Below are 24,971 nucleotides of genomic sequence, written 5' to 3' on the forward strand. Positions count from 1 at the left end.
AAGGCGTTCAATAGGCGGTGTCGAAGTTAGGCTGAAATGCTTCAGCGATTCAGATTACGTTAATCAGATGCAGGTATAGGCCGTTGGTATATCGGCCCGAATCATCCGCCGGCGCTATTTCGCGTTAAAAACGCCCGCGTATTTTTTTGCCAAGGCGGTTCGGGACAGGCATATTTCACGGACTTTTTCGAATATTGGAAACATCAGGAGATGAACTACATGGAACAGTTGAAGAAAAATGAAGCTTTCAGCGGTCCTGAGGGACCGGTCGTTCTCGTTATTATGGATGGGGTCGGCATTGGTAAAAATCCGGAAACGGATTATGTGAAAATCGCCAACACCCCGAATCTGGACTGGCTGAAGGAAAATGCCATTTATACCGAAGTGGCGGCGCATGGGCGCGCGGCGGGTCTGCCGGATGACGGCGATATGGGCAACTCCGAAGTGGGCCACAATGCCATCGGCTGCGGGCGGGTTTTTGACCAGGGCGCGGCACTGGTGCGGAATGCGATCAATACCGGATCTATGTATGAAGGCGAGGTCTGGAAAAAAGTGACCGGCAATGTGAAGGATAAGGATTCGACGCTCCATTTTCTGGGGCTCTGTTCCGACGGTAATGTGCATTCGAATCTTGAGCACTTTGAAGCGATGGTGAAACAGGCCAAAGCGGACGGTATTAAAAAAATCCGTCTGCACGCGCTGATTGACGGTCGGGATGTTCCGCCGACTTCGGCATTGGAATATGTTGAACGTATCGAAAATTTTCTGGCGGAAATGAATGCGGACGGCACGGTTGATTATTGCGTGGCTTCGGGGGGCGGACGCCAGAATATCACGATGGACCGCTATGATGCCAACTGGCCGATGATTGAAGCGGGCTGGAAAACGCACGTGAAAGCGGAAGGTCGGATGTTTGCTTCGATGAAAGAAGCGGTGGAGGTTTTCCGTTCTGAAAATGAAGGGATTCTTGATCAGGATCTTCCGCCGTTCGTTATTGAACGTGACGGTGCGCCGGTCGGCCCGATTGTGGATGGCGACAGCGTGATTCTGTTCAATTTCCGCGGCGACCGTGCGCTGGAAATCACGAAGGCTTTCGAGGCTCAGGAACTTTCCGAATTTCCGCGTGGTCCGAAACCGGATGTTCTGTATGCGGGGATGATGCAGTATGACGGCGACCTGGGGGTTCCGGAACTGTTTCTGGTTGCGCCGCCGGCCATTGACCGCACGATGAGTGAATATCTTTCGAATGCGGGAGTGAAGCAGTTTGCAATTTCTGAAACGCAGAAGTTCGGCCATGTGACCTATTTCTTTAACGGAAATAATTCCGGAAAATTTGAAACGGAAACCTGGAAGGAAGTTCCTTCTGATGTCTGCCCGTTTGAAAATGCGCCGCGTATGAAGGCTGCTGAGATCACCGATGAAGTCGTTGCGGCGATCAAGGGCGGTGAATATAAATTTATCCGTCTGAATTTCCCGAACGGTGATATGGTGGGGCATACCGGCGTATTCGAAGCGGTGAAGGTCGCGGTTGAAGCGGTGGATGAAGGCGTCGGCCGCATTATGGAAGCGCTGAAGGAAACCGGCGGAATTATGGTCTGTTCGGCCGACCACGGTAATTCAGATGATATGTGCGCGCTGGACAAAAAAACCGGTGAAATCAAACTGGACGAAAACGGAAAACCGCAGCCGAAAACAGCCCATTCGCTGAATCCGGTTCCGGTGTTTGTTTATGATCCGTCCGATGCGGCGCACGCTGAAAAGGCCGATGTTGAAAAACCGGGTATTGCCAATCTGGCGGCCACCTGTATCACGCTGCTGGGTTATGAAGCACCGGAGGATTACACCCCGAGCTTGGTGACCGTTGGTTAAAGTCCTTTCAATCTGAAGTTCGCGAAGGACGCGAAGGTGTGCATGGATTGCTTTGCGCCCTTTGCGTTCTTCTGTTATCAAGTATTCTATGAAGTTCACTCTGCAATCAGCCTTGGTCTTGACTGTTTTGTGCGGAATTGTATCTGCGCAGGTTCCAGATGTTGGAAATTCTGTTGATCTGTATGATTATTTCGATTCCGGGGATGGGATTGAGGGCATTAATGTCCCGTACTATGGTGAGAACGGAGAGCTGCAGGCTCGTATTTTCGGAGGGTATGCAAAGCTCCTCGATAATGCGAAGGTTGAAGTTAAAAACATCCGGATTGATGTGTATGACAAGGGCCGGGTGATCATGACCATTTATGCGCCGCAGTGTTTTACGACGCTGGATGAAGCGGGAGATGTAAAAGTCCTGAGGGTTTATTCCGATGGGGAAGTGCTGATCGAAATGGAGCAGATGACGGTGGCCGGGCGTGGATTCCGTTTCAGTTCGGCTCAGAATCGTTTTGAGATTCTCGAAGATTCCCGGGTACTGATTAAGAAGGGCGCGCGCGAGATGGAAGGGGTGGATTTGTGATCCGGGACTTCCTTGTTTTTGCGGCGCTGTTGCTGTTGGTCTCATGTTCGCCGTCGAGCGATACCAAGATGGATGAGTCTCAGTGGGCCGATATCGAAGCGATTGCCGCGGATGCCGAAACGGTCCCGGATCCCGGACGGATGCCGGAAAGCCGGGTGCCGACTTCCGGACCCGCGGTCGGAGAGGAATTTGCTCCGTTTTTCCAACGGCTGGAAGCCATGAAGGCGGTGGAGCGCGAAGCGGGGGAAACACTGCTGAGTGGCCGAGGTCTGACGCTGGATTATGATCTGCGTTCCATTATGCTGAATGAGCGGGTGGTGGTGCAGGATGATGAAGGCCGGTTGACGGCAGATGCATTAATCGGGCGCTTTTCTGTTTCGAATACCGTGGAGTTTATTGAGGCCGAAGGCCGTGTGACGCTGGTCAGCAGCAATCGTACCGCTACAGCGGATCATGTGATTTACAATCATCACAGCGGTTTTGTGAAGCTGGAGGGGCGGGCATCGGTTGCTCAGGCCGGTAACCGGTTGTCGGGCGAGCGGATTCAGCTGTGGGTGCGCGATGACCGACGAATGATTTGCGAGCCGAATGCTTTACTGGAAATTAGCGGTGATTCAGCCCTGGAACTTGAAGGGGTTGAAGGCGGAGCGGAACTGGATACGGAGATACGTTCCGACCGGGCGGTGTATGATGAGGCTCAGGGCGTTGCTGAACTGGTGGGTAATGTGCGCGTGCGCGATCCGCGAGCGGCCATGAACTGTGATCGGGTACGCCTTTTTCTGAAAGATGAACACGAAATTGATTGGATAGAAGCGGTCGGCGGGGTAATAATCCAATCAGACGACAGGAGAGCGTTGGCCGGGCGTGCGCTGTACCATGCTGATGAGGGAAAATTTACGCTTGAAGATGAGCCGAAGGTGAAGCAGGGACTTAATGTGATGACGGGTGACCGAATTCTGTTTTGGCATGAAAATCGGCGGTTGCTATGCGAGCCGAATGCCCGTGTGCTGCTCTATCTGGACGAGGAAACCAAAGCAAAATTCCTGAAAGATTTAGACGAATAAATGGCTGCTGAAGAAACCTATCTGATCCGGACCGAAAAGCTGGTGAAGGCATATAAAGGCCGCAAGGTCGTTCGTGAAGTTGATGTGAATGTCAAGGCCGGTGAAATTGTCGGGCTGCTGGGCCCCAATGGCGCGGGCAAAACCACCAGTTTTTACATGATTGTGGGGCTGATCAGACCGACGAAGGGCAAGGTCTTTTTCCGGGGGAAAAATGTTACCCATACCCCAATGTTCAAACGGGCGCGTATGGGTATGGGCTATCTTTCACAGGAACCTTCAATTTTCCGGAAACTTACGGTGCAGGAAAATGTAATGTCCATTTTGGAGACGCTTCCGCTTTCGTCCAAAGAACGAAAGGAGCGCCTCGAGCAATTGCTGGATGACCTGAAAATCACAAAACTGGCGAAACAGAAAGCGTATACGCTTTCCGGCGGTGAGCGCCGGCGGCTGGAGATTGCCCGGTCATTGGTCACGAACCCGGCGATTATTCTGCTGGATGAACCATTTGCCGGGGTGGATCCGCTTGCGGTTGCTGATGTGCAGGAAATTGTGAAGACGTTGAAAGAAAAGGGACTGGGGGTTTTGATTACCGATCACAGCGTACGCGATACGCTGGAAGTGGTGGATCGGGCCTATCTGCTTTGCGACGGTCAGGTGCTGCGTGAGGGGGACAGTGACTTTTTGGTGAATGACGAAATGAGCCGTGAACTTTATCTGGGTCCGCGGTTCAGTATGTAAAAAACGAAAGGAGCAACCCATGCAAGTTAGCATTACAGGACGGCATCTCAATGTCACCGACAACATCAAGGCTCATGTGGAAGAAAAGCTGGAGCGATGTCTGGGTGTGTTCCCCCGAATAGAAAATATTCGGGTCATTCTCGATCTGGAAGCGCGGGAAAATATATCGGAAATTATCATACAGGGTTCGAATCATATTCGCGTCACGGCAAAGGAGAGATCGGAGAATCTGTATGATGCGATTGATCGCTCCATTGAGCATGCTGAGCGCCAGATGCGTAAAGAGCGCGATAAAGTGCAGGATCATCATAAGTAAAGATACGTGAAGAATTCAGAATGAAGGGTTGCTATTCAGGTGGTAAATTCTTCATTCTGATGTACTAAATAGAATTTGGAGACCGACCGTGGCCATAACCGTTAAAACTCTGTGGAACGAAGGTGCAGAAAAGCTGCAGCTCAGCATCATTGCGGGCGAGCAGTTTCTTGATCGAAAACTGCCCGAAACCACGATGAACCGTCCGGGGCTGGCAATGACTGGTTTTTTTCAGTATTTCGCGAATCAGCGTCTGCAGATTTTCGGGCTGGCTGAATTTACGTATATGAAAAGCCTTCCACAGGCGGAGCGTTCAAAACGGCTGGTGGATCTCTTTGATCAGCAGATTCCGGGGATTGTCATTACGCGGAACCGAAAACCGTCGAAAGAAATGATTGAACTGGCTGAAAAGCACAGGGTTCCGGTTTTTCGGACGCCGATGGTGACTATGAATTTTGTAAACGAGTGCACGGTTATTCTCGAAGAGCTGACCGCTCCTCAAGAACGCATTCAGGGTACCTGTCTTGAAATTATGGGTATCGGAGTGCTCCTCCGGGGAGATCCGGGGATTGGAAAAAGTGAGACGGCGCTGGCACTCATCGAGCGCGGTTACAGCCTGGTTTCAGACGATGTTACCGAAGTTCGTCGAAATTCCCGCAGTCGGCTTGTTTGCTGGGCCAATGAAGTGACGCGCTATCATATGGAAATCCGCGGTCTGGGGATTATTCATGTGCCGAGTCTGTTCGGGGTGGCTGCGATTCGCCGGCAGACCGAACTCGATTTGGTGGTGGACCTGAAAAATCCGACCGGTAACGAAGATCGCACGGGGGTACAGCCGGAAACCATCGAAATCATGGGGGTTAAGGTTCCGTACATTACGTTGCCGGTCCGTTCAGGCCGTGATATGGCCAATATTGTTGAAGTGGCTGCGTTGAATCAGAAGCTGAAAGAGCTGGGGCATGATGCAGCAAAAGAGCTGGATGATAAAATTATCAGCAGGCTCACAAGAGGGCGGGTGCGTAATGGCTGATCAGACCCTGGAAAAAAAGTTTGAGGTGCTAAACGAATACGGCATCCATGCCCGACCGGCCGCATTGCTGGTGAAAGCCGCTGGTAAATACGACTGCGACATTTTCATTGAAAAAGATGGGAATAGGGTTTCGTGCAAAAGCATTATGGGTCTTATGACCATTGAAGGCTACCCGGGAAGTATCATGACCGTGACCACATCGGGTGCCGATGCCCGGGAGGCCATGGACGAGATCGAGGAGCTGTTTGTTAACAAATTCGGCGAGGATTGATTCCGGTGTCTAAAACACAGGTGAAAAACGAGATTGCCCTGAAGGGGATCGGCGTATCTCCGGGGATTGCGGTATATACCTGCCGGCTTTTTTCTCCTCAGACTGAAAAAGCGGTTCGGCGGTCAATCTCAGCGGATGAAGTTCCGGTTGAAATAGCCCGCTTTGAGGAAGCGCTGATTGCTACTCACGAGCAGATTAAGCATATCCAGAAGCAGGTGGCTGAAGTGCTGGGCGATGAGCATGCGAGCATTTTTGATGCCCACATTCTGGTGGTTGATGATCGCACGTTTATTGAAGAGGTTATCCGCTCCATTAAAAATGAGCTGATCAATGTAGAGCCTATACTGCAGACCGTGTCCAACCGGTATGCGGAAATGCTTTCGAAAATGGAGGATTCCTATCTCTCCGAACGGGCTGCTGATATCCGGGATGTAACGAAGCGTATTCTGGCCAATCTGGCCGGAGAGACCATCGACCGCATGAAACAGGTGAAAGAACCCTGTATTGTGGTGGCGCACGATCTGGCCCCCTCGGATACAGCCAGTATCGATCGAAATCTGGTCAAGGCTTTCGTAACCGATCTGGGCAGTTCTACATCGCACACGGCCATTATGGCCAAAGCACTGGAAGTTCCGGCGGTGGTCGGACTGCATAATATCACCGCAGTGGTTTCGCCCGGGGATTTAGTCTTGCTCGACGGCGCAAAAGGCTTGGTATTTGTTAATCCGAGCGAGGAACGCCTGGAGGAATACCGTAAACGAGCCGAGGAACAGCAGCAGATCCGCAGTGAACTCGAATCGTTGCGCGATAAGGCCCCGGAGACGCTCGACGGCTATCTGGTTCCGATTACGGCTAATATTGAACTGTTGGAAGAACTGGACGGGGTGGATGCGCGCGGTGCAAAAGGTATCGGTCTGTTCAGGACAGAATTTCTGTTTTTGGGGGCCGAAAAACTCCCTTCGGAGGATGAGCAGGCGGAGGCCTATATCCGTGCGGCGAAAAGTCAGTATCCGTCGCCGGTGGTGATCCGCACACTGGATCTGGGCGCGGATAAAATGCCGGTGGGGTTTGAGAATCCGGACGAATTGAATCCGTTTCTGGGGGATCGAGCGATTCGGCTGTGTCTTGCACGGCCGGAGCTGTTTAAAACCCAGCTTCGTGCCATTCTGAGAGCCAGTGTGTATGATAACGTGCGGATGATGTATCCGATGGTATGCTGTGTGCGTGAGGTGAGGGATGCAAATACGCTGTTGCGCCAGTGTATGATGGAGTTGAGCAAAGAGGGAATTCCGTTTAATCAGGATATTCAGATTGGCACGATGATTGAGGTGCCTTCTGCTGCCTTGATCGCCGATATCATTGCACCGCATGTCAGTTTTTTCAGTTTAGGGACGAATGATCTGATCCAATACACGATGGCCGTGGATCGTGGAAATGAAAACGTGGCCCATCTGTATACCCCCACGCATATGGCCATTATCAGACTGATTGATCACGTTGTGAATGTGAGTCATAAGTATGGACTGTGGACGTGCGTTTGCGGTCAGATGGCGTCCACTGCATCCTTTGTGCCGTTATTGATCGGGTTGGGGGTGGACGAGCTTTCGGTCAGTCCGTCACAGGCTCCGCTGATTAAGGATGTGATCCGGAAACTCTACTATTCCAGTGCTGTTGAGCTGGCCCAGAAAGCGTTGAATTCGCATTCGGCCGAGCATGTGGAGCGGCTGTGTCATGATCTGATTCGGACAATCGCCCCGGAAATACTCGAACTTTCCGAGTAAAACGGTTCCGGTTATTCGAATTTCAGGAATCGCTGACACGGGTTTCATGAATCCGCATTACGCAGTATTCCCATCCCCGCTCGATGTACTGCCATGTATCACTGTAGACTGCGACCGTGTCGGTTTTCAGCAGATTCAGGAATGTTTCAGTTTTCGGTGTTCCGACCATCACCATCCATAGGCCGATCACCAGAAGATTCGCAATATAAATGACGGCATACGAAAAGATTCGTCCATGTTCCTGAACATCGGGCTGGCGTTCTGCCAGCATGCTGATGGTGAAGGTTATGTGGAAGGCCCAGGTAAGGCCGACGCCGGACAGCCACCAGATTCGATACGGTTCGACATCGATATAGAATGACAGCAGGTAGTACACGGCAATCAGGATAACCGTGTAAAAGGGGAAGAAGTAAGGAGCCAGCGTAATTAGAAAATTAGTTTTGGAGAGTTCAACATGGCCGCCGTCTTTACCGACTTTCATTTTTCCGATACGTCCGCCCATCATCAAGGCCCAGAGGGCGTGTGTGAGTTCATGGGCGATTACATAAGTGCGGACCGGACGCGGAAGGATGAAATAGATCACCACCCACGCTGTGAATCCGGCCGGGAGGGCCCATACTTCGTGCGGATGAGTCGATGCCGTGCTGACGGAATCCTGATACAGGGCATAAATTGCCACGGAGACGGCCCAGCAAAGCGGGATCAGCCCAATGCCGATCAGCATTTTAATGAATTTCCACATGCCGGGTAGGTAGCATTTCCAAGGGTTGAAATCAACGGGTTCCATCCCTTGGAAAGGGTACGGATTTTATTGTGCGCCGGAACGCAGTCGACGTTCCTGATTGGCGGCGTAGCGTTTGGCTTCCATGGGGAGGTGCTTGGCGATTTTAGCTTTTTTGTAAAGTTCCAGGGCTTCGGAAATACGACCCTGTTGTTCCAGAGTGCCTGCGAGCGTGAAATAGGCTTCGGGGGCGGCGCGTCCGGAATCGACGACCCGGCGCATCATGTTTTCGGATTCGGAAGCACGTCCGGCCTGTTGCAGAAAATACAGGTAAGAGGAGGTGTAGTTCCAGTTTTCGGGAACCAGCAACGCTGCTTTTTTCAACCATTGGAATCCTTCGTCTTCGCCTTTTCGCGCCAGCAGAATGCCGAGGTTATAGGCGGCTTGCGCCATTTCAGGTTCGGCAGCCAGGGCGGTTTTCAGATGTTTTTCGGCTTCTTTCATTTTTCCGAATTCGGCATCCAGCAGAGCAAGGTTGAAATTGACCATCGGGCTGTTGGGCTCAATTTTCAATGCACGCTGAAGCATTTCATAGGCATTGGTACTGTTGCCGGTACGGGCATGCACCATTGAGGCATTAATCAGCGGCTGTACAACATCGTCACGCAGTTCCATCGCTTTTTCGTAGGCGGCCAGCGAATGTTCGGGATCGCCGATGCGGTCGTAATAAATGCCTTGATTATAGTGCGTGGACCAGCGGTCGGGCCAGATGATCAGTGAATTCCAGTATTCATCGTGTGCTTTTTCATAGGTGTCGCGTTCGGCGTCGGAGTAGCCCGCGAGGTTTCGGGCCAGCAGTGATTGTGCGGCGCGGATACGAACGGTACGAAAACGGTCGGAGCAGAGCTTTAACAGTCCTTTAGTCGCTTCGTGGGAGTTATCGTATTGAATGGATGCGGCGGCGGCGGCACGAACCCATTCGTGTTCATGGTTCAGCTGTTCGCGCATTTTGGGCCATTTTTCGGGATAGGGGCAGTTGACCAGCAGGCGGAGCATCGCAACATTTACTGCCGGGTCGCAGTCTTTATCGTCGAAAAAGGCCAGAATTTCCGGGAGGCGATCCCAATCGCCGTCGCGGCAGAGACTGATGATGCGCCCCTGTTTAAGGACCGGTTCGCCGGATTTTTCGCCGTGCCATTCTTTGACATATTTTGCGGCCCACTCGACATCCTCTTTTTTGTGGCCCTGATAATCGCCCATAATGGCTTCGGGGTTGTTGTGGCAGAGGTTACAGGCGTTGGGTGAGCCGAATTCAAGTGTTGCCTGCGGGGATGGCGGGCGGAACGTGTGATCGGAGCGCGACATGAAGGCCTGTGCGGTGGTCGGCATGTGACAGTCCACACAGGTAACACCGGCTTCGGCGCTGTGGTGTGAATGTTCGAGAATATTATCTACGCGTTCCTGATGGCATGGCAGGCAGGACTGGTTCGGATTGTCCTTGAAGCGGAAGCGTCCACTCGACGTGTGGCAGTGAATGCATTCCAGCTGCCCGGAAATGGAGCACTGATTGGCCATCCAGGCGGTCTGCGTGTAGTTTTCGCCGAGGTCGCGGCCGTCGGGCCAGAAATCGCGGTCTTCGTAGGAGGTGAGGTCGTAGTGGTCGAAAAAGAGTTCTCCCGGAGTGAAATCGCGGGTAAGAATCTGGCCTTTGGCATGGCAGGGACCACAGGTGGAATCGCGCTGCTCAAGGTTCAGGTCTTCGTGGAAGCGCAGCAGTTTGAGCTCTTTTAGTTCTTCCCCTTTTGCTGCGGCTTCTTCGGCGGCTTTTACATGGGCTTCGGCGGGGCCGTGGCAAACCTCGCAGTTAATGCCTTCTTCCTGCCAGGTGGTGTTGTAGGAATCGTCTTCGGGATTGTAGTTTTTTTCCAGCTGGCTCACATGGCAGTCATGACAGGATGTATTAAAGGTGAGTGAACGGTCGGTCCAGTGTACGGCGGCATCGGAGGGGCCGTCGTCTTGAAAATCGCGCACCATGCTGCCGGTGGCATCATACCACTCGCCGCTATGGACATAATAGGCGACCGGTGCAACCTGCAGTTTCCCTTTTTCCAGTGGAATCAGAAAATAGCGCACGTTTCGGCCGCCGAACGAGTGGCGGATTCGCCAGGTTTTTTCTGTGCCGTCGGCGAGTGTTCCGTGAAGAACACCGCCCTGATCATCGAATTCAACAATGAACGATTCATCACCGAGTTTGAGCGGCTCTGTCATCGGTTTCATGGTTTTCACGAGGCGTGCACTGAAGGCCTCCATGGCTTTGCCGTGATGCGACGTACTCCAGAGTTCATAAAACCGTTCGTGGCAGACCAGGCAGTCGGATGAGCCGAGATATTCTCCCTGATCCGTGAAATCGATGGCAGAAACCGTGGTTGCAGATAAAAGAAGTGCTGTGGAGTGGGCGGCAAGTATGGTTAGCTTTTTCATGTTTTCATTTTCTAGTTTTTTTTTCTCGGAAAGTACAGTGCTTAAAGAGGGAATTCATTAAATAAGACGGCGCGAATCTACTGGTTTTGACACCTCGCTAACGCTATCTTAACGCCCTGAATGAGTGAGACGAAAAAGACAATTCTATTTGATTTTGACGGTACGCTGGCAGAAACCATGATGTTGATTCATGAGGTGTTCAACAGCTTGTCGCCTGTTTACGGATATCGGCATCTTCCGGCTGAGGAGATCTCTGCGGCGCGTCATTTGACCGTTCGTGAGTTTATTGATCATGTGGGTATACCGCTTTGGAAGGTGCCGATTATTGCGATCCATGCGCGTCGGCGTATGCACGCTTCGATGGATCAGATTCTGCCTCCGGACGGTCTGGTGGATGTGCTTACGCAGATTCATGAGAGTGGACGCTATATCATGGATATTCTCACGTCCAACCGTCGTAAAAATGTGTTGACCTTTCTGGCCCGGCACCGGATTAACTGGTTCGATGAGGTTGAATCCACGCGTTCAATTTTGAGCAAACGCCGACGGGTGGAACAGTACATCCGAAGCAGAGGACTGAATCCCGGCGAGCTTTACTATATCGGGGATACGACCATTGATGTGGAAAGTGCCCGGTATGCCGGGGCAAAAACGGTGGCGGTTTCCTGGGGGCTGAATACCCCGGAGGCACTGGCCAGAGTGAAGCCGGATTTTCTGGTGAATGATCCGGCAGAGCTGCTTGCTATATTTCCAGCGGTTTAACGGTTTCCAATGATTGGAAAGACGATATAGTGGAAGTTTCCAACCATTGGAAGGGATAATGGACGACGGGGACAGCAAGGCACTTGAACGCGATTTCAGCGAGCGTTTTGAAACGCTTGCCAGTTTTTATGATACCGACGCTCTCACGATGTCTGAGGAGGAAGTTCAATCTCTGACGCCGATTCTTAATTCACTGAAACAGGATAAGCATCGGTATCAGGTCATTGAGGAAATTGCTGAAGGGGGCGAAAAAAAGATTTCGCTGGTTCACGATCACCGGCTCGACCGTCGTATTGCCATGGCCCGCGCCGTTCGGAATAAAGCACCTCAGGATCTTGAGCAGTTTCTTCGCGAAGCACGCCTGACGGCTAACCTTGCCCATCCGAATATCATGCCGGTGTATAATATGGGGCTGGACGAGGAGGGTGAGCCGTTCTTTTCCATGGAGCTGATCCCCGGGGACAGTCTGAAAACCATTATCCGTAAGCTGCGTGACGGCGATGCCGCCTACCGGATGGACTACCCGATTGAAACCCTTCTGAATATCTTTCTGAAAATCTGTGAAGCCATTGCCTATGCCCATTCGCGGGGGGTGCTTCATCTGGACATTAAACCCGATAATATCCGGGTTGGTGAATTCGGTGAGGTACTGGTTTGCGACTGGGGGCTGGCACGTGTCATTCATGGAACGCCTGACCAAGATGTTGAAGATTCACCTGAGCTGGACGGCGATATTCTGAATGATATGACGCTGTCGGGCACGCTGAAGGGCACGCCGGGCTTCATGGCGCCGGAGCAGACTCAGGCTTATGGAGAAAAAAACGAGAAAACCGATATTTATGCGCTTGGTGTGCTGCTTTATAATCTGCTGACCTATCAGCTTCCGGTGGAGGGTAGTTCGGCTAATGAAGTTATTCAGAATACACGGGCGGGAAAGATAATTTCTCCGCGGCGCCGGCGGCAGGAGCGCCGGGTTCCGAAGAGTCTGGTGGCTGTCATTATGAAAGCGCTGGCTCTCGATCCGGCGGATCGTTATGACGGGGTGCTTGCGTTGCGGTCTGAAATTCAGCGGTTTCTGAGCGGGCACCCGACCAAAGCAGAACATGCGGGCTGGATCATCAAAACCTCGTTGCTGCTACAACGTCACAGCCGGATGTCATTTCTGCTGATTTCCTTCCTGATTATCCTCGCCTTTGTTATTTCCGGTTATCTGGTTGAAATTGCCCATGAGAAAGCGGAGGCGGTTGCTGCACGGAAAAATGCGGAAGCCAATTTTCAGCTGTATAAAAAGGAACAGCAGCAGCGGCAGCAGCTCGGGGTGAATCTGGGGGAAGCGGTTTCGTATACTGTGCGCAGTCGCGACTTTGTTAATGCCGCTTCTATGATTCTTCTGCTCGAAACCGGGCTGAAGGAAAATGTGGATACGGTTAAGCGGCAGAACCTCTATGAACAGAAAGGTATTCTCCACTTTGTGCTGCAGGAATTTAATGCTGCAAATGACAGTTTCGAGAAAGCCGGTGAGTCGAAGCGAATCGGGCAGCTGCGTACGCTGAGCGAAAAATATGCAAAAATAAAAACGGTGGATAAAAAGCAGCTCACCGACCGGCAGTTGGCGGACCTGATTCATGAATCGAATGCTGCTCAGCAGATGACCATTTATTATGTGTATTACCATCATATGCGTCGCCGGCCTTCGCGTGCTAAAGCGGTGGATTATGAGCCGCTGGCGGCCGCCGTGCTGGATAAGTTGAACTATACAAACTATGCGAAAAAGAACGGGCTCAAGTATACGTGGTCGAAAGAAGGCGGAACGCTGGACCTCAAAGGAGCGCCCTATACTGTATTTTCAATTAATATCATCGGCGTATATCGCCGTAACGTGCTCGAGCCGCTGAAGTTGAAATCGCTGGATTTGAGCAATACCCGGATTGAGCATCTGTATGAGTTGCGCGGAATGCGGCTGGACGAACTGAAAATTTCCGGCGTGGCGATTTCCGGAAAATCAAAATCCTCCATGCTGAATCAGCTCAATTCATTGGGATTGAAGCGTATTGTGATGGATGTGAATAAGTTTCCGGAAGATACGATTGCCGCGCTGAGAGAAAGGATGGAGGTCGTCGGGACTTATGCCGAGGCCGATCGGCTGAAGAAGATTGCGCAGGAACGCCGGAAGACGGAGCAGAGAAAGCGGTCGGACACAAAGAAATAACGGCTATTCAAGTTCGTCACGAAGGTGCCGAATTTCCTGAATCAGGCGTTCTTTTACGCGATTTTTGAGGCGGTAAACGGAGTTCTCTTTCAGTTCCAGCTCCCGGGCGATTTCTTCTACACTTCTGCCTTGCAGGGTGAGCCGGAATGCATCGACCGCTTTTCCGGAAAAGAGCGATTCGATATTCTCCAGCGCCATGTTGGTGAGGTGAATTTCCCACTCGCGTTCTGCAATATCGTTGATTTCCGGAAGGCGGATGGCTTTAAGGTAGGTGAGCGTGTCGTCCTTGCTGGCTTTTTCCAGTCGGTTGGCCTCGCGGGTGCGTTTACGGATAAAGTCGGTTACGCAGTTTTTGGTTACGGTACTGAGCCAGCTGCGGAAGCGGTTTATTTTTTCATATTCCATCTTCGGCAGGCTGTTCCATAAATTGATCAGCACCTGCTGCAGGATATCCTCGGTATCATGCTCGGAAATATTCATGCTCCGGATGATGGCGTAAATGTAGCGACGGTATACGCGGACGAACTCTTCCCAGGACTGTTCATCCTGTTGGTTCTGAACGCGCTGAATAAGGGTTGCTCGAGTTTGATACTGATCTTCTGCCGCCACGGGTCGGTTTCTCCTGCTAAAAACGAATATTTAAGCTAGGGGCAGAGGCCTTAAAATGCAAAGAGATAATTGCTTGAATGCGATGGCGCAGGGTTGACAGGTCCGCACAAAACCCCTAAAACGTCCATAAGTTTCAGGGTGAAACGCCTCTTTATTTCCGGAAATTTCAACTCAACCTTCCATTCCAGCATTCATGTCGGATTCGCATCGCAAGGCCATTTCATTAGGGATAACCGGTGGTATTGCGTGTGGTAAATCGGAAGTGGGACGAATACTCGGCGAGATGGGTTTTGCTGTGTGCGATGCGGATCGTGTTGCACATGATCTGATGGAGAAGGGGAAGCCGGTTTTTCAGCAGATAATTCATCATTTCGGTGATGATGTGCTGACGGAAGACGGGCGGATTTCGCGTTCGGATCTTGGAAAGATGGTTTTTGAGGAGCCATCCCGCCTACAACTGCTGAATATGCTGGTACATCCGGCGGTCAGGCAGGAATTGGAAAAGTGGATGGCCGTTCAGAAAAAAGAAAACAGACCTTCGGCAGTCCTTTTGCCGCTTTTATTTGAGAGTGGGATGGATGATCTTAACTGGGATGTCGTGGTTTGTGTCTCCAGTGCTGAGCCATCTGTTTTCCAACGATTGGAAAAGCGCGGACTGAGTCCGGAAGAAGCTGAACAAAGAGTTCTCTCCCAAATGCCGCTGGCGGAAAAAGAGAGCCGGGCGGATGTGGTGATTAACAATCTGGGCACACTGGGGGAACTGGAGCTGGCCGTGCGGGAAACCGTCAAGGCCATCATGCTTGAAAGGTAAATATGAGCGACGAAAAAGACGTGGTTGAAGAAGTTAAACCCGCTGCTGAAGAACCGGCGGCACCTGCAAAGAAAAAAGCTTCGAAGAAAAAAGCTTCGAAAAAGAAAGCGGCTGCAAAAAAAGTGGAAGATGTTCCGGCAGAAAAGGCCGAAACTTCCGGCAGCAAAGTGAAGGAAGAAATAAAAGCCGACGTGCCGGCGTCCAAACCTGCCGAAGAACAGAAAGCGCCGGAACAGAAGGTTCCGGAACAGGAAAAAGACCGTGGGGGCGGTCAAAAGCAGAATAATCACCCGCGCTATAACAACGGCAAACAGAACAACGGAAAATTTAATAAGAAGAATCGGAATAAAAATAAGCAGCGCCGTAATGATGAGCCGCCGCCGAATACCGAAAATCTTCCGCCGTTTTCCCTGCACGAAATGCAGGTGACTCCGATTAACGACATTAAAAACCTGGCCGAAGAATACGGACTGCAGGACTATGCGGGCTACAGCAAACATCAGCTGATCTTTGAGCTGCTTAAAAATCATGGCCGCCGTGGCGGCCCGCTGCAGGGACGCGGAGTGCTTGAGGTGCTGCCCGATGGATTCGGGTTCCTTCGTTCGCCGCTGAACAGTTATCAGCCGGCGCCCGATGATATCTATGTTTCTCCGTCACAGATTCGCCGCTTTGGTATTCGTACCGGTGATTACATCGAAGGTTCCATCCGCGCACCGAAAGAAAAAGAACGTTTTTTTGCGCTCTACAAAATAGAGGGAATCAATAAAGACGAACCGGAGCATGCACGTAAGCGGGTGCCGTTCGAAAACCTGACGCCGCTCTTTCCGGATGATCGCCTCGTGATGGAAGTGGAAAATCCGAAAGAGATTTCCATGCGGGTAATTGATATTGTTGCACCGATCGGCAAGGGGCAGCGCGGTCTGATTGTTGCACCGCCACGAACCGGTAAAACCGTTCTTATGCAGAAAATGGCCAATAGTATTTCGGCCAACAATCCGGAAGCAAAACTGATTATTCTGCTAATTGATGAGCGGCCTGAAGAAGTCACCGATATGCGCCGAAATACCAAAGCGGAAGTTTTGGCCTCCACTTTTGATGAGCCGCCGGAACGGCATACCCAGGTTGCTGAAATTGTGATCGAAATGTCGAAGCGTCTGGTGGAGAAGGGACAGGATGTCATTATTTTGCTCGACTCCATTACCCGTCTGGCCCGTGCGTATAACACCACGTCGCCGCACTCGGGAAAAATTCTATCGGGCGGTGTGGATTCCAATGCACTGCATAAACCGAAACGCTTTTTCGGTGCCGCACGAAATATCGAAAACGGCGGAAGTTTGAGCATTATTGCCACCGCTCTGGTAGATACCGGAAGTCGCATGGATGAAGTCATCTTTGAGGAATTCAAAGGTACCGGTAATATGGAACTTCACCTGGATCGGGAATGTGTCAATAAGCGGATTTATCCTGCAATTCATATCGAAAAATCAGGTACCCGCAAGGAGGAGCTTCTGCTTCATCCCGATGAGCTTTCCAGAATCTGGACGCTGCGGAAGGCCCTCAAGGATGTGCCGGGAGTGGAAGCCATGGAGTTACTGATCAACCGGCTCAAAAAAACCAGCAGCAATCTTGAGTTTCTTATGACCCTGCAGGGCAATCAGTAGGGAAGGTTCCTGTGATTGGAAAAGGCGGCCGTGCGGCCGCCTTTTTTTGCGGGCTTTTGACAGGATCGCTCTGCTTGGTTAATCTGCGTTTTTAACGACGGAGGATATATGCAGACGACGTCAAAAGTGAATGCCGTACTGCTGGCTGGTGATCGGCGGGCCAGTATTGCGCTTCATAACGAAAACAAAGCATTCCTGAATCTTCGCGGAAAGCCGCTGTTTATTCATGTGCTCGAAGCGTTGCTCCGTGCAGAACATGTCGGCGAGGTGGTCATTGTGGGGCCGCGAGAGCGCCTGATTCAATCGTTGGAAATATTCGGTATTTCGGAAGACGTTGCGGTGGTGGAGCAACGCGAAAATATGATTGAAAACTTCAAGGTCGGCTATGTCTGTTCGTTGGGCCTCGATGAGACTCAGGAATTCTGGAATCTGAAGGGGAGCGGGTATGAATCCACCCCGGTGCTGGTGGTTCCCTGTGATATCCCGATGCTGCTCGCAGAGGAAGTGGATGAGTTTTTAAACCGTGCGAATATGCATGAATATGACTATTCCATCGGAGTGACCTCCAAAAAGATCCTCAGGTATTATCACCCGCATGGGGATACGCCGGGCATTCGTATGATCTATTTTCATGTGAAAGAAGATCTGATGCGGCATAATAATTTGCACGTGGCCAAGCCGCTGATGCTGGATCACTTGGATTACATTGAAAAAATGTATGAGTGGCGCTACCAGACCCGTTTGGCCAATATCGTCCGGGTATTTTTTTCTGCGCTGACGCACGGGTTCCGTTTTGCCAAAGGTCTTCGTGTGTTTATTGTGATGCAGCTATCGCTGTATTACGACCGGCACGGCCATCCGAAACTGGCAGACCGGATTCGGTCGATAGCCGGTTTCAACCGCCTGTCCGAGGGCATCGGCAATGTTCTGGGCGCACGGGTCCAGGTTGTCTATACCCATTTCGGAGGTGCGGCACTCGATGCGGATAATGAAAAAGATCTGGCTGTGATGGATCGGCGCTTCGATGAATGGATAAATTATCAGAAAAATCTCTATTCCTGATCAGGAAATCTTTTCAACAACAATCCGGTTTCCGTGAACTTCCACCACTCGGATTCCGGTTTGGTGTGCGATGAAATCACCGCGCGTTACCACATCGATTTTCCGTCCGTCTATGAGGGCGGTTCCGCCGGGCCGAAGGTCGGAATGTGCCGTTCCCTTCCGGTCCAGCAGGGAGTTGTCTTCTGTTGGGTCTGGCACCACATCCTGAAGCGTCAGGCTTTTCAGTGCTTTGGTTTCCGGGAGAAATTTTCCAGCGAGAATTGCGATGATAAAAGTGCCGATGAAGGCGATCATGACTTTTAGCAGAGGAACTGAAAATGTTTCCGGCGAAAAGTCAATTGGTCGCCAGGATCCGGGCATTCGTTCGCTCATCGCGCTGACAAAAGAGATGAAGATAAGGAGCAGGCCGGAGAGGCCCATAACGCCGAAGCCTGGCGTTACAAAAATTTCAAGGCCCAGTAGGCCGATGCCGAGAGCAAAGAGGATCAGGTCCTCGTAGCCTGAGAGCCCGGCAATATGATGCCCGAAGAAAAAGAGCAGCAGACAGGTTACTCCTGCAATGCCGAAAATGCCGATTCCGGGGGTTTTGAATTCCAGCCAGAGTCCGCCCAGCCCGATCATCATCAGGATGGGGGCGATGGAGGCAATCAGTCGGGCCAGCTTTTCGGCAGCGGTCACTTGGAGTACACGTTTTTCGGCACCGGTCAGTTCAATGTTTTTCAGCAGATCGTCGATATTTTTTACGGTACCTTTGGAAAGCAAGGGGGTGTTATCTTCGCCGACGCGCTGTTCTGCTTCTTTATTGGTGAGTGTGAGCAGTCGTCCTTCTTTGCTGATGACCGTTCCGTTGACGCTGTATTCCATATCGGCCCGGACCATGGCTTCCGCCATCTCGGGATCATAACCGCCTTGTTCTGCAGCGGCACGAACCATCGCGGCAACGGCCGAGGTCATCTTTTCCTGCACTTCATCCGGCATGTCCTGGACGCCGCCCATGGGGGACATCATCATGGGGGTGGCGGCACCGATTACACTGCCGGGGGCCATATAGATGTTGGGGGTGGCCATGGCAATAATGGCGCCGGCGGAATAGGCATCCTGTTCAATGAAGGTATAGGTCGGAATCTCTGTATTCCCGATGATATCAATAATTTCCTTAGCCGCGTTCACTGCGCCGCCGGGGGTATTCATTTCAAAAATAATGGCATCGGCATTTTTTCTGACGGCCTCATCGACACCGCGTCGGACCACGTAGACCAGAGCGGGCTCGATCATGTTTTTGATTGGAACGATGTAAACCAGCGGTGTGCTGTTTGTTTCCCGGGCTTTTGCCGGGAAGGACAGGAGCAAGGCGGCCAGTGTGAATAGAAATGTCCGAAGCATAGGGGGTTCTCCGTTAGATACAGGACCATTTTTTTCCAGAGTCGGGAAAAAGGAAAGGCTAAACTTCCAATGACTGGAAAAGGTGCTTATGCTGATGTTTATTATGAATCTTTCAGGAAAAAGAGCATTGGTGACCGGTGGGGCGGTTCGGATCGGCAAAGCGATTGTGCAGGCGTTGCAGGCGGAGGGTGTGGACGTGGTGGTTCACTTTTTTGGGTCTAAACAAGAGGCCGAAATGCTTTCGCCATTTACGGTTCGTGCGGATTTAGGGAATTTGGACGAGGTGTCGGGGTTGATTGAGGCGGCGGGACCACTGGATATTTTAATTAATAATGCATCGCTTTTTACAAAAGATACGCTGGCCGAAGCACAGCCTGAGCGTGCTCTCCGGGAAATGAACGTTAATCTGCTTGCACCGATGGAGCTGACCCGCTGTTTTGCGAAACAGACCACGCGTGGTGCGGTGATTAACCTGCTTGACCGTCGCATTCGTGCAAACGATCCTGCGGCACTGCCGTACTCCCTTTCAAAAAAAGGGCTGGAAGAGCTGACCAAGCTGACGGCACTCGAACTGGCTCCTGGAATCCGCGTGAACGGCGTGGCTCCTGGGCCGATTCTGCCGCCGCCGGGGGAAAGCGTGGAGCATTTTGCCGACCGGGCGGGAAACATTCCGTTGCAGCTTTTTCCAACACCTGAAAATATTGCTGAAGCCGTCATTTTTCTGCTGAAAGCAGACTTCTGCACCGGGCAGGTAATGTTTGTCGATGGAGGCCAGCATTTGCTGGGTAATGGTGTGTTTGATCAGGGAGTCTGATCGGTACATATTGTAGAATGATTCGATATACGCCGGCTGGAGCCGGTATCAGGAGAGGGACTTGTTATGGATAAAATTTTTATCAGAGATTTGGCGTTGCGCTGTATTATCGGAATCTATCCGGAGGAACGCCGTGAAAAACAGGATGTTCTAATTAATGTTGAAATGCATGCTGATCTTCGAGCCGCGGGGCGGTCCGATGATCTTAACGACACTGTTGATTACAAAGGAATCAAAAAAGATATTCTAAAACTCGTCGAAGGCAGCTCATTTCAACTGATTGAAGCGATGGCCGAGCGGATTGCTGAAATCGCCTTGGCAAACAAAAAGGTTGAACGCGTCATCGTCACGATTGATAAACCCGGTGCCCTTCGTTTCGCCCGTGCATCTGCGGTCGAAGTCACCCGCCCCTGAATGTTTACGGATGTTTTTTCATACATTGCAATGTATGAAATTAAGATTTCCATTCCTTGAAAAAAAGAGACCGAACGGTCTCTTTTGATCATTAGCTTTTGAGGGATCTAGGCCACTTGGCCTTCAAATTCACCCATTGCGCGGAATTTATTGTAGCGGTCTTCCATGATTTCTTCGGGCGTCATGGCTTTCAGTTGCTCCAGATTTTCGAGGAGCGCTTTTTTCAGGTTTTCCGCTGCGGCTTCGTGGTCGGTGTGGGCACCGCCCTGAGGTTCGGGGATAATGGAATCTGCGAGTTTCAGTTCCATTAAATGTTTGCCGGTGATTTTCAGGGCTTCGGCGGCTTTGTCGGAATAAGCACGATCTTTCCAAAGAATGGCTGCACAGCCTTCCGGGGAAATGACTGAGTAATAGGCATGTTCCATGATCAGAATGCGGTTACCGATCCCAATACCCAGTGCGCCACCGGATCCGCCTTCGCCGATGATGACGCAGATGATCGGCACTTTGAGGTTGAAGCATTCGCGCAGATTGACGGCGATGGCTTCGGCAATGTGTCTTTCTTCGGATTCCAGGCCTGCATAAGCGCCTTTGGTATCGATCAGTGTTACAATCGGTACATTGAATTTGTCGGCCAGTTTCATCAGACGCAGGGCTTTGCGGTATCCTTCAGGATGTGCACAGCCGAAATTTGTTTCCACATTGCTTTTGGTGTCGCGCCCTTTCTGGGAACCGATAATCATGACTTTCTGGCCATCAATTTTGGCAAAACCGCCGATAATCGCCCGGTCGTCGCGGTGGATGCGATCGCCGTGGATTTCTACAAAGTCGGTACACATTATGTTGATGTAATCCATAGTGTAGGGACGGCTGGGATGGCGGGCAACCTGCACTTTCTGCCATGCGGTCAGATTGGTGTAGATGTCATTGCGGGTCTGCTCGATTTTCTGTTTCATGTTCTCTATTTCGTGAGAAACATCGATATCCTGCTCCTGACTGAAGGATTCAAGCTCTGCTAGCTTGGTTTCCAGTTCTTGGATGGGACTTTCAAATGGCAGACTGAAAGGTGCACTCATACTCTTCTCCTGAGAAATTAGTCGCTGATTATAACGGTTGTTTTGCGCGGAACAATATCGAATAGCTCTTCAACATCTTCGTTGAGCATACGTATACAACCGGCGCTGGATTGTTTCCCAATGCTGTCGCGCTCCCAGGTTCCATGGATCCCGAAGCCGGTAATTTCCGGGTGTTCGTCCGATACGATCTTCATCCAGCGGGTACCCAGCACATTTTCGGGATCGCCGTATTCAATCTGCTTGCCGTCTGTAAAACGAGTCCACGGCGGCTCGGTGATTTTATCCACGATTTCGAATTTAATAGCTGGTGTTTTACCGAATTTTCCGGTTCCGACAGGATAGCGTTTAAACAGTTTTTCGCCGGCCATGAGATCCAGAGTGTTTCTGCTTTTTGAAACGCGGATACTGAAATCGCCGTTATAAACAACCAATGCGGCTCCGGCCCGAATCGTATCGGTCTGCATGCCGTTCATATCTTTAATCAGCGCGACTGTGGTATTGTATTTCTTTGCGATTTTTTGAAGATAATCGCCCGGCTGAATGGAATAACGCTCTTTTCCGGGCATCGGAATCGAAGATTTCAGAAGCCTGATATTCACATCGCCAAGCAATTCGATGGCTTTATCGTTAGGTGAACGGGCAACAATATCATCGAGCTGGCTTTTAGCCTCCAGCAGTTGACCGGCTTCGAGTGCCGCCTCCGCATCGGAAATAGCTGAAAGGATGGCCGGCGATGCTTCAACGGAATGGATCGGTTCCGGAATGCCCGGAACCAGCGGCTCCGGCGTGCTCATCATGGCTGGAACAGCCGGTTCAGGTGTGTCGGCAATTTCGGGATCATCGGTTTTTTTGTCTTTCTGCCAGATCATATAAGCTGCTACCAGCGCAACCTGAATCAGGATGATGATCACAAAAACGGTTTTCCATCGACCGCCGCCACGGTTGTTGTATGTGCCCGCATAAATTGGTTTTGCCATAGTATAAATCCCTCGGATTCGTAAAAGATTCTCATTAATGCATATTCAGCTTTTCCCGTGCAATCATATTACGGATTGCAGTTGGAAATACGGATGATGAACCGCTACTTTACAACCTTGTAATCATGAAAATATTGCTCATTACACCGCCTTTGCTGCACCCCAATACGCCTTATGCGGCCACGCCATTGCTGACGGCCTGGCTTAAAACGCTGGGACATCAGGCCGTACAATCTGACCTCTCGCTGCAACTTTTGTTGAAATTGTTTTCCCGGAAAGGGCTTTCCGCAGTTTGTGCGGCATTGGAGATTCCTCCGGATGCTGCCGAGCCGTATTTGAAAACGATCGATCCGGTCCTTGCTTTTTTACAAAACCGTAATCCGGACGCAATGGAGAATATTCTGGATCGCGGCTGGTTGCCGGAGGGTGAGCATCTGGCCCGGGCTTATGAAATGGAGGAACAGCTCGGGTGGAATTTTCGGGAGTTGGATTTCATGGATCGCGCGCGTTATCTGGCCAGTCTGTATCTCGATGATATTGCCGATGCCGCCGCCGGACTGGATCCGAATTTTGAATTTTCCCGCTATGCTGAAAAAATTGCCGCCAGTGTTCCTGACTTTGCGAAGATTCGGAATGAACTTGAAGGCAGCCCATCTGTTTTTTTTCAGTGGCTGGAAGAACTGACGGATGCGGCAATGGTCCTGCATCGGCCGGAAATGGTTGTGCTGACGGTTCCGTTTCCGGGATGTCTGCTCGGTGCGCTGATTACAGCGCGACGTATAAAGCACACTTGCGCAGGTGTGCGCATTGTGCTGGGCGGGGGGTATGTGAATACCGAATTGAGGGAGCTCGCGGATCCCGGAATTTTTGACTATGTCGATTTCATTACGCTCGACAGCGGGTTTTTGCCGCTCAGGCAACTGGCCGCTGGCGGGCAGCCGGTGCGGACATTTAAACGGGAAAACGGCGCGGTTATTTTCCAAACTTCGGAAATGCCTGAAATTCCACATGCGGAGCTGCCGCCGCCGGATTTTCAGGGATTGGAGCTCGGGGATTATTTCGGGGTGTTTGAGACGCTCAATCCGGTCACACGGCTCTGGTCGGATGAGCGGTGGAATAAGCTGGTGCTGGCCCATGGGTGCTGTTGGAGCCGTTGTGCATTCTGTGATACATCCATTGATTATATCTGCCGATATGATCCGGCAGATCCGGTTTCGATCTGCGACTGGATTGTTCATGTGATGAACGAAACCGGTTTCCGGGGTTTTCATTTTGTCGATGAAGCGTTGCCGCCGGATCTGCTTGATGGATTGTGCGATGAGATTCTGCACCGTAAACTGGACATTGAGTGGTGGGGCAACATCCGGTACGAAAAGCGGTTCTCGAGCGATCTGATTCGAAAAATGGCCGCCGCCGGTTGCATCGCGGTTACCGGGGGGCTCGAAACCGGATGCGATCGAACGCTGAAGCTGATGTGCAAGGGGATTGTAATGAGGCACGCGATTCGTGTGCTGACCGACCTGGCCGATGCCGGGATTCTGACGCACGCCTATCTGATGTATGGTTTTCCGACACAGACCGCAGCCGAAACTTTCCATACCTTGGAAACCGTGCGCGATCTTTTCGCTCAAGATATTTTGCATTCTGCCTACTGGCATCGGTTTGCACTGACGGCCCATAGCGGGATCTCGATGAATCCGGAACAGTATTGCATTTCCGTGCCTGAAACGGCTCCGGCATCATTTGCGCTGAATGAAATTCCGTTCGATGCTTCGTTCGATCACGATCTTGATGACATGGGAGAGATGCTGAAGCGTGCAACATATAATTATATGCTCGGTCTGGGGCTGGAAATGCCTGTGGATACGTGGTGGCCTGAACAAAAAATAACGTTTTAGAATTCTGTTAGGGCACCATTCTGCTATCATTCTAGTTGGTGTAAACGATGTTGAAAAACAGAACGCTAATGTTAGTTGCAGCTGCTTGGCTGGTTTCGCTTTCGGTGCCTGCTCAGGATGCCGGAGCGAAGGAATCGATGGATCCTTCGGATAAAGTGACGGCGGTGTATGGTGTGACGGCGGATGATTATCTCATCAAACAGGAGGCCTCCCGGGGGAATGCCCGTGCAAAATACCGAGGCGGCCGATCCCGTCAGTCGCTGGACCTTCCCGATGCGTTCTACTTTATAGGCGGTGTTGTTTTTGTTCTGATTCTGATGCGCGTGCTGGTGATTTTTATCACTGCCTTTGAGGAGAAACGCAAGGAGGAGGAGAATCAGATGGCCAGCGAACACTTCAATCCTGATTAATCCGGCTTGCGCAAACCGCGCGAAGTTTGGATACTCCGCC

At 51.3% G+C, this 24,971-nt stretch carries 23 protein-coding genes; 17 read left to right on the forward strand and 6 right to left on the reverse strand.

The genetic code is table 11. The annotated features are described in order from the left end of the window. Positions 1–219: 219 nt before the first annotated feature. The 8 genes from gpmI to ptsP all read left to right on the forward strand — a co-directional run bounded on the left by gpmI (position 220) and on the right by ptsP (position 7,643). The gene (gene gpmI / locus P9H32_RS15630; RefSeq protein ID WP_348534507.1) at positions 220–1,869 is read left to right on the forward strand and encodes a 2,3-bisphosphoglycerate-independent phosphoglycerate mutase; all 1,650 of its coding nucleotides are present in this window, start codon (positions 220–222) and stop codon (positions 1,867–1,869) included. An 88-nt stretch (positions 1,870–1,957) separates the two neighbouring features. Beyond that, positions 1,958–2,446 carry a hypothetical protein gene (locus tag P9H32_RS15635; protein WP_322609851.1) on the forward strand — a complete coding sequence of 163 codons (489 nt, stop codon included), beginning with the start codon at positions 1,958–1,960 and terminating at the stop codon, positions 2,444–2,446. Next, on the forward strand, positions 2,443–3,510 hold the full coding sequence (locus P9H32_RS15640) for an LptA/OstA family protein (RefSeq protein ID WP_322609852.1): 1,068 nt from the start codon (positions 2,443–2,445) through the stop codon (positions 3,508–3,510). The genes P9H32_RS15635 and P9H32_RS15640 overlap by 4 nt, the downstream gene beginning before the upstream one ends. Then, positions 3,511–4,248, forward strand: a complete 738-nt coding sequence (lptB, locus tag P9H32_RS15645) for an LPS export ABC transporter ATP-binding protein (RefSeq protein WP_322609853.1) — start codon at positions 3,511–3,513, stop codon at positions 4,246–4,248. 19 nt (positions 4,249–4,267) lie between these two features. After that, positions 4,268–4,564, forward strand: coding sequence for a ribosome hibernation-promoting factor, HPF/YfiA family (gene hpf / locus P9H32_RS15650; protein WP_322609854.1), 297 nt, complete (start codon positions 4,268–4,270; stop codon positions 4,562–4,564). A gap of 88 nt (positions 4,565–4,652) precedes the next feature. Beyond that, on the forward strand, positions 4,653–5,591 hold the full coding sequence (gene hprK, locus P9H32_RS15655) for an HPr(Ser) kinase/phosphatase (protein WP_322609855.1): 939 nt from the start codon (positions 4,653–4,655) through the stop codon (positions 5,589–5,591). Beyond that, entirely contained in the window at positions 5,584–5,862 is a 279-nt protein-coding gene (locus P9H32_RS15660; RefSeq protein WP_322609856.1) for an HPr family phosphocarrier protein, read from the forward strand. Before hprK ends, P9H32_RS15660 begins: the two co-directional genes overlap by 8 nt. Before the next feature lie 5 nt (positions 5,863–5,867). Next, positions 5,868–7,643 (forward strand): phosphoenolpyruvate--protein phosphotransferase, encoded by a 1,776-nt coding sequence (ptsP, locus tag P9H32_RS15665; protein WP_322609857.1) that lies wholly within the window; start codon positions 5,868–5,870, stop codon positions 7,641–7,643. A 22-nt stretch (positions 7,644–7,665) separates the two neighbouring features. On the opposite strand, the gene P9H32_RS15670 is transcribed toward ptsP, so the two are convergent. After that, positions 7,666–8,367, reverse strand: a complete 702-nt coding sequence (locus P9H32_RS15670) for a hypothetical protein (protein WP_322609858.1) — start codon at positions 8,365–8,367, stop codon at positions 7,666–7,668. Between the two features lie 84 nt (positions 8,368–8,451). After that, entirely contained in the window at positions 8,452–10,845 is a 2,394-nt protein-coding gene (locus P9H32_RS15675; protein WP_322609859.1) for an ammonia-forming cytochrome c nitrite reductase subunit c552, read from the reverse strand. 120 nt (positions 10,846–10,965) lie between these two features. Here P9H32_RS15675 and P9H32_RS15680 point away from each other — a divergent pair, with 120 nt between their 5' ends. Beyond that, positions 10,966–11,607: an HAD hydrolase-like protein gene (locus tag P9H32_RS15680; protein WP_322609860.1), complete on the forward strand. Its 642-nt coding sequence runs from the start codon at positions 10,966–10,968 to the stop codon at positions 11,605–11,607. A 58-nt stretch (positions 11,608–11,665) separates the two neighbouring features. Further along, the gene (locus tag P9H32_RS15685; RefSeq protein WP_322609861.1) at positions 11,666–13,816 is read left to right on the forward strand and encodes a serine/threonine protein kinase; all 2,151 of its coding nucleotides are present in this window, start codon (positions 11,666–11,668) and stop codon (positions 13,814–13,816) included. 3 nt (positions 13,817–13,819) lie between these two features. On the opposite strand, the gene P9H32_RS15690 is transcribed toward P9H32_RS15685, so the two are convergent. Next, the gene (locus P9H32_RS15690; RefSeq protein WP_322609862.1) at positions 13,820–14,425 is read right to left on the reverse strand and encodes an RNA polymerase sigma factor; all 606 of its coding nucleotides are present in this window, start codon (positions 14,423–14,425) and stop codon (positions 13,820–13,822) included. A gap of 193 nt (positions 14,426–14,618) precedes the next feature. Here P9H32_RS15690 and coaE point away from each other — a divergent pair, with 193 nt between their 5' ends. From coaE to P9H32_RS15705, 3 genes are all read left to right on the forward strand, one after another. Continuing rightward, positions 14,619–15,236 (forward strand): dephospho-CoA kinase, encoded by a 618-nt coding sequence (coaE, locus tag P9H32_RS15695; protein WP_322609863.1) that lies wholly within the window; start codon positions 14,619–14,621, stop codon positions 15,234–15,236. A gap of 2 nt (positions 15,237–15,238) precedes the next feature. Continuing rightward, a complete protein-coding gene (rho, locus tag P9H32_RS15700) occupies positions 15,239–16,897 on the forward strand; it encodes a transcription termination factor Rho (protein WP_322609864.1) in 1,659 nt (552 codons plus the stop codon). Positions 16,898–17,005: 108 nt separating this feature from the next. Further along, entirely contained in the window at positions 17,006–17,959 is a 954-nt protein-coding gene (locus P9H32_RS15705) for a nucleotidyltransferase family protein (protein ID WP_322609865.1), read from the forward strand. Here the strand turns inward: P9H32_RS15705 and P9H32_RS15710 are convergent, their stop codons facing one another. Then, on the reverse strand, positions 17,960–19,342 hold the full coding sequence (locus tag P9H32_RS15710) for an NfeD family protein (protein ID WP_322609866.1): 1,383 nt from the start codon (positions 19,340–19,342) through the stop codon (positions 17,960–17,962). Between the two features lie 88 nt (positions 19,343–19,430). Between P9H32_RS15710 and P9H32_RS15715 the strand changes: the two genes are divergently transcribed. Both P9H32_RS15715 and folB read left to right on the forward strand, forming a co-directional pair. Continuing rightward, positions 19,431–20,156 (forward strand): SDR family oxidoreductase, encoded by a 726-nt coding sequence (locus P9H32_RS15715; RefSeq protein ID WP_322609867.1) that lies wholly within the window; start codon positions 19,431–19,433, stop codon positions 20,154–20,156. 66 nt (positions 20,157–20,222) lie between these two features. Then, positions 20,223–20,570, forward strand: a complete 348-nt coding sequence (gene folB / locus P9H32_RS15720; protein WP_322609868.1) for a dihydroneopterin aldolase — start codon at positions 20,223–20,225, stop codon at positions 20,568–20,570. Positions 20,571–20,677: 107 nt separating this feature from the next. On the opposite strand, the gene P9H32_RS15725 is transcribed toward folB, so the two are convergent. Together P9H32_RS15725 and P9H32_RS15730 are read right to left on the reverse strand one after the other, a co-directional pair. Continuing rightward, the gene (locus P9H32_RS15725; RefSeq protein WP_322609869.1) at positions 20,678–21,646 is read right to left on the reverse strand and encodes an acetyl-CoA carboxylase carboxyltransferase subunit alpha; all 969 of its coding nucleotides are present in this window, start codon (positions 21,644–21,646) and stop codon (positions 20,678–20,680) included. Between the two features lie 17 nt (positions 21,647–21,663). Continuing rightward, positions 21,664–22,623 carry a L,D-transpeptidase family protein gene (locus P9H32_RS15730; protein ID WP_322609870.1) on the reverse strand — a complete coding sequence of 320 codons (960 nt, stop codon included), beginning with the start codon at positions 22,621–22,623 and terminating at the stop codon, positions 21,664–21,666. Positions 22,624–22,748: 125 nt separating this feature from the next. Here P9H32_RS15730 and P9H32_RS15735 point away from each other — a divergent pair, with 125 nt between their 5' ends. Both P9H32_RS15735 and P9H32_RS15740 read left to right on the forward strand, forming a co-directional pair. Continuing rightward, positions 22,749–24,521, forward strand: coding sequence for a B12-binding domain-containing radical SAM protein (locus P9H32_RS15735; RefSeq protein ID WP_322609871.1), 1,773 nt, complete (start codon positions 22,749–22,751; stop codon positions 24,519–24,521). Positions 24,522–24,589: 68 nt separating this feature from the next. Then, positions 24,590–24,931 carry a hypothetical protein gene (locus P9H32_RS15740; protein WP_322609872.1) on the forward strand — a complete coding sequence of 114 codons (342 nt, stop codon included), beginning with the start codon at positions 24,590–24,592 and terminating at the stop codon, positions 24,929–24,931. The last annotated feature ends 40 nt before the right edge of the window (positions 24,932–24,971 follow it).

This window comes from Pontiella agarivorans (assembly GCF_034531395.1).
GTDB lineage: Bacteria > Verrucomicrobiota > Kiritimatiellia > Kiritimatiellales > Pontiellaceae > Pontiella > Pontiella agarivorans.